The organism is Barnesiella intestinihominis YIT 11860, assembly GCF_000296465.1.
GTDB lineage: Bacteria > Bacteroidota > Bacteroidia > Bacteroidales > Barnesiellaceae > Barnesiella > Barnesiella intestinihominis.
This window is the reverse complement of record NZ_JH815206.1, coordinates 47,715-60,911: the sequence shown is the minus strand read 5'-3', so window position 1 is coordinate 60,911 and position 13,197 is coordinate 47,715. Positions and strand designations below refer to the sequence as shown.

The following is a 13,197-nucleotide window of genomic DNA, read 5'->3' as shown; positions in this document are numbered from 1 at the left end:
ATTACTGTGTTAATGATTTTCGGAATTTTCCCATACAAACCTTGTGACAAGGGGATAATGGTCTGAACTTTTATGTCGTTGGCGGACAAGCCATCGGGCTTCCATATTGCCTTTGTATAGGATATGGTCGATGCGGAACCAGAAGCGATTGGCATGATATGTGATTCCCGGTCCTAATCCCAATTCGTTGTAGGCGTCGCGAAAACCCATACTGTGGAGCTTTCGGACAGAATAGGATAAAGGTGAGTCGTTGAAGTCACCGCAGACGATGATATTACCGGGAATGTTTTGTATTTTCTCGGCTGTCAGGTTGGTTTGGCGATTTCGAATTTCGGCTGCGTTCATGAGTTTGGACAACAAGTGTTTCTTTATTTCGTCCAGTCGGTCGGTATTCGGGTGTGCTGTGATTTCATGATATAGTTCTTTGTCGGTTTGAGTCAATCCAATAGATTCCATGTGTTGGTTGACAACGGTGACTGTATGGTCTTCTATCTTTACCCGGTAAATGGCGATGGCGCTCGACTCGGAATATACCGTATCGAACAACAATGTCGCCGGGTATTTCGACAGGAAATTCATACCGTGGGTCGTAGGAATGCGGTAGGGATACAGCGTGTGTATACTGTCTATTTGTTCTCCGGTGATTTTCAATCCCGGATTCGGAGCGATCAGACCCGGACTTTCCTGCAAGCAAACAAGGTCGGCATTTTGCGAGAGGATAAAGGAAAGGGTTCGGTTTTGTCGGGTATCTGTTCCTTCATAATCGAGGAAGAAGTAGGCATTGTAAGTCATCAGGGAAAAACCGGGTTGGCTGTTGTCTATCGGCTGTGGTTTATGTACCGGACAGTATCGGGCTATTCCTCCCCAAGAGATGACCAGTGCGGCGAGCGGAACCCATATATAACGGGGATTATAGGCGAGCCATATAAAAAAGAACGCTATGCAGGCAAACAGATTCAGCGGAAATAAGAGTTCGACCAGTATGCCTATGCGGGAGGGAAAGTATGCCGAGTAGGAGCCGATGACGAGCAAAAGCCCCCATAGCAGATTGAGCAGCAATAATATGACTTTGACGACATGTTTCATTACCACGTTATTTTTTCCCGGCTTCGAACAGTCTTTTCTTTTCTTCGGCAGAGAGCGAGGTATACCCCGATTTTTTTATTTTGTCGAGAATCGAATCGATTTCGTCGTTTTCTTTCTTTTTGCGGGCTCGGTATTCCATATCGGTCTCGGGCCGGGAAGAGGATCGGTTCGAAGGTCGTGACACTTTGATTTTCGGGCGGGGTTTGAATCCCGTTACGATTTTGTCGATGAGTTTGTTGACAGGCGCCGTCAAATCTTTCCCTTTTTCCCATCGCACAATAAACCAGTAACCGAGAAGGGCTCCTCCGAGGTGAGCGATGTGCCCTCCTCCGTTGGCCGATGTGACACTCAACAAGTCAATGACGATAGTAACCAGTGCGATGTATTTCAAAGATATAGCTCCGAGAAAAAGCAGGTTGACTTTGTAGTCGGGCATTCGGAATGCCGTGGCTACGACAATGGCGATTATCGAGGCAGAGGCTCCGCACATCAATCCTTCTTTGCCATCGAAATAGGGAAACAAATTGTACGAAAGCAGATATAATAAACCACCGGCTATACCTCCTAAAAGATATAGCCCTACCATTTGTTTTTCACTGAACGACATGAGAAATATTTGCCCGAACCAATATAGCCAAAGCATGTTGAACAGAATGTGCCATACATCGTAATGGACGAACATGTATGTGAGCAGAGTCCACGGATGGGTGATGAACTCATAGGGTATCGATGGCATTTCGATGAAGGGCAGTATGACATATCCGTCGATATTGAACAGCATCAAAACGACCCATGTGAGTCTCAGTAGCAGAAAGATCGCTACGTTGATATAGATGAGTTTCAGCAATACGGAGCCTTGCCGGAATTGCTGTTTCAGTTTGTCAATAATAGAATCCGCCACCGCCTATTCCTTTCTTTTTCCAATAACGAATCAAGAAGAAGCCGAAGAGCATGCCGCCTAAATGTGCAAAGTGAGCCACGCTGCTCATGCTTCCGCTGACACCGAAGAATAATTCGAGTAACCCGTAAAAGATGACAAAGTATTTTGCCTTGATGGGAATGGGTATGAATATGATGAACAATGGAGCATTCGGAAATAACATGCCGAAAGCCAATAAAATACCGAATGCTGCGCCAGAAGCTCCTACGGTTATAAAGTTGTTGAGTAGTTGGGACGTTTGTTCCCAACCGTACAATGCTACGGTTTCCGATATGGCTGAACGTAGTTCGAAGTACCATGCCGCTTCTTGCACCAATGCCGCTCCCATTCCTGTGGTAATGTAGTAGAATAGAAAACGTTTCCCTCCCCATACGGCTTCGAGAGTTCTACCGAACATGAAAACGGAGAACATATTGAAGAAAATATGTTCTATTCCGCTGGTGTCGTGTAAAAACATGTAGGTAATCAACTGCACGACATTGAAATCGTCGGCTGCAAAATAGTGTAACCCCAGCCAATAGTTCAAATTTATTCCGGCAATTTTAGGTAGAGTTAAAGCTGCCAGCCACACGATGAAGTTAACGATAATCAAGTTGAGTGTCACCGGTGGTATAGATCCCAAAAATGATCTGTTTTGCATATATCAAATGTACTTTTCTTACGAAGTGTAAACCATTCATTCCAAGCAGGGTAAATGTATTATACTCTGATTGTGCGGACAAAAGTAATGATTTTTCGAGTATTTAGTCAAATATAGCTTGCTTATATTATAAAATCGAGGCTTTTATTATATTTTTTTACTTTATTGTTTGCAGTATTTCATTTTAATCTTTACATTTGCGGTGCTGCTCTTCATGGAGAATTATTTACTTAACTTTAAATTATACGCGTTATGAACAAAACTGAACTTATCAATGCCATGGCAGAAAAAGCCGGTTTGAGCAAAGTTGATGCTAAAAAAGCATTGGATGCTTTCGTAGAAGCTGTTTCTGAATCTCTTGTTAAGGGTGACAAAGTGGCCCTTATCGGTTTCGGAACTTTCGGTGTTACTGAAAAAGCAGCTCGTACGGGTATCAACCCTGCAACCAAACAAAAAATCACTATCGCTGCTAAGAAAGTGGTTAAATTCAAAGCCGGTGCAGAATTGGCAGACAAAGTAAAATAAGCATTTATTTTATTATGGCATAGAAAAGGAAAGGCTGGGAAGGTCTCTCCTTTTTTTATTTATATGCCTCGACAGTCGTTTATAGCTCGGTCGATAGGTAGGGGGAATGGATCTGTCGATAATTGATGGGTATATCGATTCCGTAGGAAATCAGAGGGTATTGTCCTTTTATACCTCTACTCCCTCCATCAAAAATTATATAATCTTTTCAACCCCCTTGCCCTGCGGGTACTTCCCATCTATTTCCTTACAGAAACACCCCGCAATACTACGGGACACGGCAGGGGGAGAGGTTATATAAATATTCCATTTTTTCTAACACTAATCAAAAATCTCTAAGATATTATTCTTAACCCCTCTCATCGTCGCTATCGCTCCTCTGTTTCTCCCCTATATTTTGCTGTGCAAAACACAGGGGAGAAGTGTGAATACCTTCGATAACGGGAACAGAGTGATGCATCTCCCTCTCCTCCTTGCCGTGCCCCGTAGCATTATGGGGTGTTTCCGAATAAACATAGGGGGAGTGTCCAGAGAACGAAGGGGTTAATACAAACAAAAACTTTACTCTCAAATATCCCGCTTTTATCGGGTGGTGAAGGCACAAGGAAATAGGGGGGAAGTACCCTCAGGGTGAAGGGGTTAAACTCCACAATCAAAGATTATGTAATCTTTTCGACCTTTTTCTGAAAAGACTGGAATGAGATTGTCTGCGAAGATTGCATCGCTAAAATCCATGTCTATCCCACGGATTTTTTACTGAATCTTAGAAGCTGTTTTAAATTTATTCCGAGACAGATTGAGCCCTATGTTGAAGCAGATTGGAGTCCGAGATATGCAGTCAATAGTGGGCTATTGACAAAAATCAAGGGATTCAAGATGCGAGACAGGGGCTCAATATGGCCGGAACATACCTGCTTGCAATGATAATATTATTTCTCAATAAATTTAAAACAACTTCTTAATTATCAAAGGTCTATTTTCTTTTTGCGGTTACGGTGAGTCCACCGTTTTTTATAAGTGATAAGCTGTCTGAAAATTTTTTCGAGTCCTAATATCTCGGAGTGGTTGAGCATGTCGTGAGACAGCGGTTCCATGAAAGAGACGGGTGTCGGTTCTGCTGTGCCGAATTGTTCGGGATAGAGGACTATTAGATTGTTGTTGGCGAAATATTTGGAGAGGAAAGAAGGAATATTGTCGGCCTCGGAATTAAACGAAACCGATGTGGGGCGCGCACTGACAACGATAAATAGGTCGTCGTCAAGTACAACATTAGCAAGAAGCAGAATATCGTCCCAGCTTTCCAAAATTTCAAATTCGTTTCTGATGTTGTATCTTCCGGCTCGTAACCGGGCTTTCAAATAGGGAATGGTTTCGGCATAAGCATAGAATATAGCACGGCAACCTATTTGTTTCGCCATGTTCGCCACTCGGTCTATCCATCGGGCGAATCCTGTTTCGTATTCGGCCTTGCGGGGAACGGCTATGACGATACGGGTAACCGTGTTTATGGGATTGACACATTTCGAAATGAGTATCATTTTATTCGTGCTTTTCAAGAGCGATTCTATTTTTGCGCCGAAAAACGTGTCAACGATATTTGCTTTGTGATGTAATCCGAGTACGACCTCCGTTATATTTTTTTCTTTCATGGTGTGGATAATCCCGCTGGTTATGTTCATGTCGTATCGGGCAATCGGGATTAATTTCGTATCGGCGGAAGATGCTACTTTCCCCGCATATTCGAGAACGGCTTGTGAGAGGAAGTTGCTTTTTTTATCGTCGTCGGTTACATGCAAAGCGTAAAGTGCAGATTTCTTTTGCGGAGATTTTAACAAGAGGGCCAGATTGATCAGGTTCTCGATTGTGTCGGGATTAGCCACAGGAATTAATATCTGCTCGTTCTGTATGGGTGACTTGTAACTGGCGGGTTCGTTATTTTGTATTTCGATAACTATGCGCCGGGCGGCCTTTTCGGTAACCAATGTACTGATAATGCAGGTCACTAAAATCATGACGATAGTGCCGTTGAGTATTTCTTCGTTGAAAAGTCCTATGTCGTGACCGATGATGACGGCCGCGAGCGTGGCGGCGGCCTGAGCGTTGCTCAGTCCGAAGATGAGTTGCCGGTCGGATTTCGTCATGTGGCAGGTTTTTTGAGTGAGCCATGCTGCCAACCATTTGCAGATGGTTGCCACTACCGACATGTTTACGGCGACGATGATCGTTTCGGTGCTTTTGAAAATTACTCTCAAATCGATGAGCATGCCTACACCTATGAGAAAATAGGGTATGAACAGGGCGTTGCCTACAAATTCGAGGCGGTTCATCAAGGGGGAAACGTTGGGGATAAAACGGTTCAGAACAATGCCTGCGAAAAATGCTCCCAAGATGGCTTCCAGCCCGATAACTTGCGCCATATAAGATGCCAGGAAAACAAGGGCCAAGATAAATATGAATTGCGTGACATTATCATTGTAGGTCTTGAAAAACCATCGGGTGAGCCGGGGATAAATGTATAGTATGGCTATGCTGTAAATCGTTATGTTCACCGATAGTCTGAGCCAGAAAAATTCGGTCAAGTCGCCTCGTACCATACCAGAAATTACAGCTAAAATAATCAAGGCTCCCAAGACTGTGAAAATGGTTCCGGCGATAGTGATAGGGACGGCTCGGCTACGGGATATTCCATATCTGCTGATAATGGGGTAGGCTATCAGCGTATGCGAGGCGTACATGCTTGCCAACAGTATGGAAGTCATTAGGTTGAGATGGAGGGTGTAGTAACTGATCGCGGTTCCTAAAATCATGGGTATGAGAAACGTGTATAGCCCGAATATGATCCCGTCTTTTTTGCTTTTCTTGAAATCATACATGTCGATTTCGAGTCCTGCCAAAAACATGAGGTAAAGGATTCCTACGTTTCCGAAAATTTCAAAACTACTGTCGCGAGCCAATAGATTCAGACCGTTGGGGCCGATGATTACACCTGATATGATCAGACCGATGATGTGGGGAACACGTATGCGGTTGAGTAATATCGGGGCAAACAAAATAATGACCAGCACGATGAAAAATATCAGCACCGGATTTTCGATAGGTAGAGTCGCGATACCGCTCATAACCCCTGTAATTTAAATGCGAAACTTATAAATGGTGACAAAAATAGAGTGACCCGAGTACGAAAGCAAATTGATTTGTTTCTGCCAAAGTGGAATCTATTTTCGCTTTGTGGCAAAATTAATGATAAAAGTTATTTCTTGCAAGGATTTTCGACCTTCTGTTCAAAATGTGTTACTGATGGCTAAAATACAGCGAGAATGATATAATAATGAGCGTTTTGTTATAGAATTTCATAAATAATTGTATATTTGCGCCAATTTTTAGTATTCTGGAATAATAAGGATTCCTAAGTAGTAATTATAAAAGAAAGAAAATGAAAGTCGCTATTGTGGGCGCCAGTGGCGCTGTCGGACAAGAGTTCCTAAAAGTTTTGGACGAGCGGAATTTCCCGATTGACGAGCTGTTGTTGTTCGGGTCCTCTCGCAGTGCGGGTCGTGAGTACACCTTCCGAGGTAAACAAATTACGGTCAAGGAATTGAAACACAATGACGATTTCAAAGGTGTGGATATAGCTTTCACATCGGCAGGTGCAGGAATTTCTAAGGAATTTGCCGAAACGATTACCCGATACGGTGCTATCATGATCGATAATTCGAGTGCATTCCGCATGGACAAAGATGTTCCTTTGGTTGTTCCAGAAGTGAACGGCGACGATGCATTCGTGCGTCCTCGTGGGATTATCGCAAATCCTAATTGTACTACCATACAAATGGTGGTTGCCCTGAATGCCATAGAGTCACTTTCTCATATCAAGAGAGTGCATGTCGCAACTTATCAGGCGGCGAGCGGAGCCGGTGCATCGGCGATGGCCGAGTTGAGAAAACAATATGAACAGATCGTTGCGGGTGAAACTCCTACGGTAGAGAAATTTTTCTTTCAGTTGGCCTATAATCTGATTCCTCAGGTCGATGTTTTCACCGACAATTTATACACGAAGGAGGAAATGAAAATGTTTCACGAAACCCGTAAGATTATGCATTCCGATATAGCCGTGAGCGCTACTTGCGTGCGAGTGCCGGTGATGAGGGCTCATTCGGAGGCTATCTGGATAGAAACAGAACGACCTGTTTCTGTGTCGGAAGCTCGTGAAGCATTCGCTCATGCGAAAGGTGTAGTCTTGGAAGATGATCCGGAGAACAGGGTGTATCCCATGCCATTGAATAAGGCAGGTAACGATCCTGTGTATGTGGGGCGTGTCCGGTCTGATATTTCTAATCCGAATGGCTTGTCTTTCTGGACTGTGAGCGATCAGATTAAGAAAGGCGCCGCCTTGAATGCCGTTCAGATCGCCGAGTATTTATTGGAGCATTCGAAGTAACAAAGTAGAGAATAGAGACTTCCGTGAGTTTTCGGTTATGGGCTCTATTCGTACGTACTATTTTTTGTTTGTGAACGTGGTTTGTGTTTCGGTATAAAACGGAGCAAACTTATTTCTACTTTCGTTTACTATTGTGATTGGTATATAATGAAGAAGGCTGTATAATTTATACAGCCTTCTTCATTTCTGTTTTTTATCGATTAATCGTTCTTGTAGTCTGTGGTGTGGCTTTCTTTCCCAAGATAGAAAAGTTTTGCTTTGACAACTGTGGCACTGCAATCGACAGGAGCTTCCCAAAGCGTGGAGGTTGCGGTCGGTTCGCTTCCGTCGGTGGTGTATCTTATTTCAGCCTGCGGAATGGGAGAGTTGGCATATAGTTTTCCTTCGACAATTTTAATTCCGGGCTGTGCCACGCGGAAATTAAAACCGTCGGCAGCCAGACGGGGCAGTTCGATTTCGGCTATCTTGGCGTTGTAAATGGCCCGAGCCTTTTCATATAGAGCCTGTTTATCGTCGTTCGGGACAGGGGACCACTCGGGATAGGCATTCCAGCCGCGTTCTACCAGACCGAAAATTTTGGGGAATACATAGTATTGTACCATATCGAAACTGCCGATGGTCTCGGAGAAAAGTTGCGCCTGTACGCCTTTGATGCGTGGACGCGATTGTTCTGTGAGCTGTATCTTCCCTTTTCCGGCTGTTTTGAGATTGTTCTTTTCTCCTGCCGTATTTTCTCTTGCCGAGCAGTAAATGTTGTAGGGTAATATGTTGAACGATGTAAACTCATTGACGTAACCTCCCCATGTGAGTCCCGGTTCGTCTTTGTGCGGATTATAGGCCAAATCGATGTAAAGGTTGTTGACATTGCAAAGTATTACGTCGTATCCTTCGTTGGCTACGGTGTAAGGAACAACATCGCGTTTGCCGATCGTGCTCCAACAATATACACCGGCGAAGCGGGGAGCTATGCGGGCGTTCATTTCGGGAGAGTGGTGTAGAGCGACTTCTTGCCAGCCCGAAGTTTTCACTCCTTTTTTCGACAGCATTTCCGTGATGTTTTCCAAGAAGTATTCCGATAGCTCGTGGGTATCTTTCATGCCTTTTTCCTCCATGAATTTGTGGCAGAGCGGGGAACCTGTCCAAGACCCTTTGGGTACTTCGTCTCCTCCGATGTGAATCGTTGCCAAAGGTACACCGGCATCTTTGTACATTTTAATGATTTCGTCGCTGACTTTATCCATGAAACGATAGACGGAGGGCAAGGCTACATTCATAATATTGTCGGTATAGGCTTGTGCCGATACATATTTCGATGTGTCGGCCGATTCGGAAAGGAGATATTCCCGGGCTTTTTCCATGTCTTCTCCTTTCAATCGGTTGAATCGAGCTTCCATCGCTTTGATAGCCGCGCGTGCATGTCCCGGCGATTCTATTTCGGGTATGACGGTGATGTGTCGTTTTGCAGCGTATTGCAGTACCTCGATGAAATCTTCTCGGGTATAATATCCGTTTGCCGTGGCTGTGGTATCGTTTGGATTCCAGCCTCCGTAATATACGGGATACAGGCGTTGGCTTTCGTCTTCGGTGAATCCTCGGCGAGACCCTATTGCAGTGAGTTCTTCCAATCCGGGGATTTCTAATCTCCAAGCCTCGTCGTCGCTAAAATGGAAATGAAGCACGTTTATTTTATAAGCGGCGAGTTGGTTTATCAGTTTAAGCAAGTCGGCTTTTTTCGTGAAATTTCGTGCGATGTCGAGCATCATACCCCGATATAACAAGTCGGGATAATCATTGATCGCTATATTTTCGAATTTAGCGGGAATAGTCTGTTTTTTGAGTAATGAGACGAGGGTTTGAGTCCCGTTGAAAATAGCGTGTGGGGTTCCGCCACTGATGGTTATGTAATTGTCTTTTACGTCGAGACGGTAGTGCTCGTCGTTTTTGGCTTGCATGTTTTGGGGGAAATGGCACAGGGCTATAACGGTCTGACCTTTGTCTGTGACGTTGTATCCCATTTCTTTTAGATTTTGAATCAGTAGTTTCGCTTCGTCGGCAAAACCATCTTCGACACTCAAAGATATATCTTTGGATATTATACTTGTGCCTTCTCTCGGAGTTACTTCTTTCAGGGAAGGCAGCATGTCGTAGGTTTGTATCTTATATGTGGTTTCGAGGGCTTGATTGTCGGCGTATACTTTTTCCCCGTCGGGATAAGATGGAGCTATTCTCCCCTGAACCGTCCATTGTTCTTTGCGATCGAACGGTGCGATAGAGAGCGGGATAGAGATTTGTGTACCATTGTTCGTGACAAAAAATGGCGATTTGGGAGTGAATAAAGTTTGAGTAAAAATACCTTGATTCAAATAGCTTATTTTAATCGAGTCGCCGGGAGCCAATGGAGTCCATGATTCTGATGGCGCTATTTTGTAATAACCGGCATTTATCATCTCTATGATTACGGGGGAATCTTCGTTTACTTTTACTTGTCTGGGAGAGAGCTGAGTGTAATATATTTCCCAATCTGATTCCAATGGTTTAGTTGAAGTGTTGGTAATCGTAAACGAGCTTTCGTAAAATCCGGGAGCTGCTCCGTTTTTTACCATTTCCCATTGCAGGGAGACCGGACTTTCCTTTGTGTTGTTGCAAGCACAAAGTGCAGTGACAGTCGATGCGATAAGTAAATGTTTCAAATGTTTCATTTTCATGGTGAGTTATTTAGTGTGAATAATCATTAGTCGTTTGTATTTACCAACCGGAAGTCGAGCCTCCGCCACCTGTGGCTCCGCCCCCGAAGCCTCCCCCGAATCCGCCTCCGAAACCTCCGCCTCTACGACCACTTCCGACAACTGCGGCGGCTACGATAATGGGTATGATGTACTGTTTACAGTCTGTTTTGTGACAGTGGGAACAATAGTATCTTTTTTCTCCTAATCCGGTGCTGACCGTCGTGGCTCTGCGTAGAATGTGGTCGCCTTCGAAACTGTAAGCCCGGCTGTGGCAGTACGGGCATTTTTGGTATTGAGTAAATTGGTTTTCATAAGGATATACCAATGTATTCCCGCAATGGTCGCAGAGCCATACGTCGTAATCTACCGAGTTCAGCCGTTCTTCCGTGTTTTCTTGCGGTGTGAGGTATCGGTTGTCTTCTTCTTCGTCGAGCTTTCTCATTTTGTTTCCGCAAGATTCACAGTTGCGAGGCTTGTTGCGAAGACGCTTCAACCGTCGTCCGAGCCCTCCGTAAAGGAGGAGCACGAAGAATGGAAACAAAAAGCTGCCGGCTAAGAGATACGGGCGAAATCTGGCCAGCCGTTTGTATCGCTCGTAGGCGTCTTTTTTTGCATAATGAGCGATGTTCCAAAGCATAGCAAATAACAAGATGTGAGATACGACGAGGGAAACCGTGAGGTATATACCGATGATTCTCTCCCAGTCGATTCCTTTTTTTACCGGTGCGGCGGTAAGTTCTTTTACGGCCTCGGGAGTTGTTAAAATTCGGGTAATGACATTCATTCCGTCGAGGATTCCTTTATCATAGTCTCCTTGTTTGAATTGTGGTATAACGTATTGCGTTTGTATGCGTTTACAAATAGCATCGGGTAATATTCCTTCTATACCATACCCTGTGCGGAATGTAATTCTGCGTTGGTCGAGTATCAACAAAACCAGCAGTCCGTTGTCGTTTTGTTTTCCTATTCCCCATCGGGTAAAAAGTTCCGTGGCGAAGTCGTCTATGTCGTTGTCTCCAATGGACTGTAAGGCGACGACTGCGACTTCGGAAGTGTTGGCTTCTTGTAGGGAGAATAGCATTTGGTCGAGGGTGTTTACTGTCTCGGCCGATAAAATACCGTCGGGATTGCTTACGAAACGTCTCCCGTCATCGAGGTGCACATTGGGAACTTTATCGACCGTGTATTCAATCGCCCGTATGAGCGGGCAGACGAGTAACAATAGAGAAATTATAGCGATTTTTTTCATAATTCATATTTAGAGAGACGGCAAACTCATGCCGTTGATTTTTCGATAGAGGTCGAGGGCATAGACGTCGGTCATACCCGATATATAATCGATGACGGCCTGAACTTTACCGTACAGCGTGGTGGAATGTACTTCGTATTGTTCGGGTACTTTGTTCAGCAATAGTCTCGAATAGGCTTTGTCGGGGAATCGTACGGCATCCAGGAATTTGTCAAGCAGAACGGAAATGATGCGATTACCTGCTAACTCGATATCCAGAACATCGGACGATTTGTAAATTTTCGTCCATGCGGTGTCGGCGCAATTTTGGTAGGCCGTCCGGGGCCTTTCGGAAATGTGGTCCACCAAAGCTCCTTTGAATCTTCCCTCTAACAGCGCTTGTTCTTCCCGGCAAAACAGCGTGGAACATTCGTCTATGAGCGTGCCGATGACACATGACCGCAGATAAACGATTTGCTCGTTGAGGTCGCTCACTATTTCCAAAACTTCGTTGATGTGTTTCTTTCTGTCGTCATCGAAAAAGTCGAGGAATAGTTTCTTGACGGTTTCGGTTGTCAGGATTTTCAGTTTATGGGCATCCTCGATGTCCATAATTTGGTAACAGATGTCGTCGGCAGCTTCGACCAAATAGACTAACGGGTGGCGATGGTATCGTTCGCCGCTGTCGCCGTCCGGCAGTAATCCCAAGTCACGGGCGATACGCAGGAAGTCTTGTTTCTCGGAGGTGAAAAATCCCGATTTTCCTTTTTTTGTCGATTGTATGGAGGAGTAGGGATATTTGACTATCGAGGCCAATGTCGAATAGGTGAGGGCGAATCCTCCGGGTCTCCGACCTTGAAATTGATGGGTGAGCAACCGGAAAGCATTTGCATTACCTTCGAAGTGCGTAAGATCTTGCCAATGATATTCGTTTTTCAGTTCTTGTTTTATTATTTGTCCGTTTCCCTCGGAAAAATAAGTTGCGATAGCTCTTTCGCCCGAATGCCCGAAAGGCGGATTTCCCAAATCGTGGGCAAGACATGCCGCCGAGGTGATGGCTCCCAAGTGGTTGAGTTTGTAACACCACGGTTCGTTTTTGTATTTTTCGCTGAGCACGGCCGACACGTTGTTTCCCAATGAGCGTCCTACGCATGATACTTCGAGGCTGTGGGTCAGTCGGTTATGGACGAAGATGCTACCCGGCAGAGGAAATACCTGTGTTTTGTTCTGTAATCGACGAAACGGGGCCGAGAAAACCAATCGGTCATAATCGCGTTGAAAATCGGTGCGAGTATGATGTCTGTCGTCATGGTATTGCTCCATGCCGAACCGTTTGGAGGTGATCAGTTTCTCCCAGTGCATTTGCGCGGTTTTTTCTTGGGCTTGTGCGTTCATAAGGGTTTTTATCGTCAATCTTTGCAAAAATAGCGAAAGTAGGATAAAACAAATTATTTGTTTTTCATACCGAATCTCTGCTATTTCACATTTTATGCAAATATAGTGAAAACCTCACCCGATTTACAGATATATTGAATTAAAATATAAAAAATAGGCTGCTTTTTTGATAGGATTTCGTTATTTTCGCAAATTAAAAGAATAAAAATAAGAGTTATC

At 44.5% G+C, this 13,197-nt stretch carries 9 protein-coding genes; 2 read left to right on the top strand and 7 right to left on the bottom strand.

Annotation, left to right across the window (positions count from 1 at the left end; all coding sequences use genetic code 11):
* Window positions 1-9: 9 nt before the first annotated feature.
* The 3 genes from HMPREF9448_RS12260 to HMPREF9448_RS12250 are packed head-to-tail and all read right to left on the bottom strand — an operon-like array spanning window position 10 to window position 2,666.
* Window positions 10-1,086, bottom strand: coding sequence for an endonuclease/exonuclease/phosphatase family protein (locus tag HMPREF9448_RS12260; protein WP_008862892.1), 1,077 nt, complete (start codon window positions 1,084-1,086; stop codon window positions 10-12).
* A gap of 7 nt (window positions 1,087-1,093) precedes the next feature.
* Entirely contained in the window at window positions 1,094-1,987 is an 894-nt protein-coding gene (locus HMPREF9448_RS12255) for a rhomboid family intramembrane serine protease (RefSeq protein ID WP_008862891.1), read from the bottom strand.
* A complete protein-coding gene (locus HMPREF9448_RS12250; protein ID WP_008862890.1) occupies window positions 1,968-2,666 on the bottom strand; it encodes a rhomboid family intramembrane serine protease in 699 nt (232 codons plus the stop codon). The genes HMPREF9448_RS12255 and HMPREF9448_RS12250 overlap by 20 nt, the downstream gene beginning before the upstream one ends.
* A gap of 252 nt (window positions 2,667-2,918) precedes the next feature.
* On the opposite strand from HMPREF9448_RS12250, the gene HMPREF9448_RS12245 reads away from it, so the two are divergent.
* Window positions 2,919-3,191: an HU family DNA-binding protein gene (locus tag HMPREF9448_RS12245; RefSeq protein ID WP_008862889.1), complete on the top strand. Its 273-nt coding sequence runs from the start codon at window positions 2,919-2,921 to the stop codon at window positions 3,189-3,191.
* Window positions 3,192-4,156: 965 nt separating this feature from the next.
* Here the strand turns inward: HMPREF9448_RS12245 and HMPREF9448_RS12240 are convergent.
* Window positions 4,157-6,310: a cation:proton antiporter gene (locus HMPREF9448_RS12240; protein WP_008862888.1), complete on the bottom strand. Its 2,154-nt coding sequence runs from the start codon at window positions 6,308-6,310 to the stop codon at window positions 4,157-4,159.
* 314 nt (window positions 6,311-6,624) lie between these two features.
* On the opposite strand from HMPREF9448_RS12240, the gene HMPREF9448_RS12235 reads away from it, so the two are divergent.
* Window positions 6,625-7,629: an aspartate-semialdehyde dehydrogenase gene (locus HMPREF9448_RS12235; protein WP_008862887.1), complete on the top strand. Its 1,005-nt coding sequence runs from the start codon at window positions 6,625-6,627 to the stop codon at window positions 7,627-7,629.
* Between the two features lie 200 nt (window positions 7,630-7,829).
* Here the strand turns inward: HMPREF9448_RS12235 and HMPREF9448_RS12230 are convergent, their stop codons facing one another.
* The 3 genes from HMPREF9448_RS12230 to HMPREF9448_RS12220 are packed head-to-tail and all read right to left on the bottom strand — an operon-like array spanning window position 7,830 to window position 12,945.
* Window positions 7,830-10,328, bottom strand: a complete 2,499-nt coding sequence (locus HMPREF9448_RS12230; RefSeq protein ID WP_008862886.1) for a family 20 glycosylhydrolase — start codon at window positions 10,326-10,328, stop codon at window positions 7,830-7,832.
* Between the two features lie 46 nt (window positions 10,329-10,374).
* A complete protein-coding gene (locus tag HMPREF9448_RS12225; protein WP_008862885.1) occupies window positions 10,375-11,604 on the bottom strand; it encodes a TPM domain-containing protein in 1,230 nt (409 codons plus the stop codon).
* A gap of 9 nt (window positions 11,605-11,613) precedes the next feature.
* Window positions 11,614-12,945 (bottom strand): deoxyguanosinetriphosphate triphosphohydrolase, encoded by a 1,332-nt coding sequence (locus tag HMPREF9448_RS12220; RefSeq protein WP_040296300.1) that lies wholly within the window; start codon window positions 12,943-12,945, stop codon window positions 11,614-11,616.
* Between the last annotated feature and the right edge of the window lie 252 nt (window positions 12,946-13,197).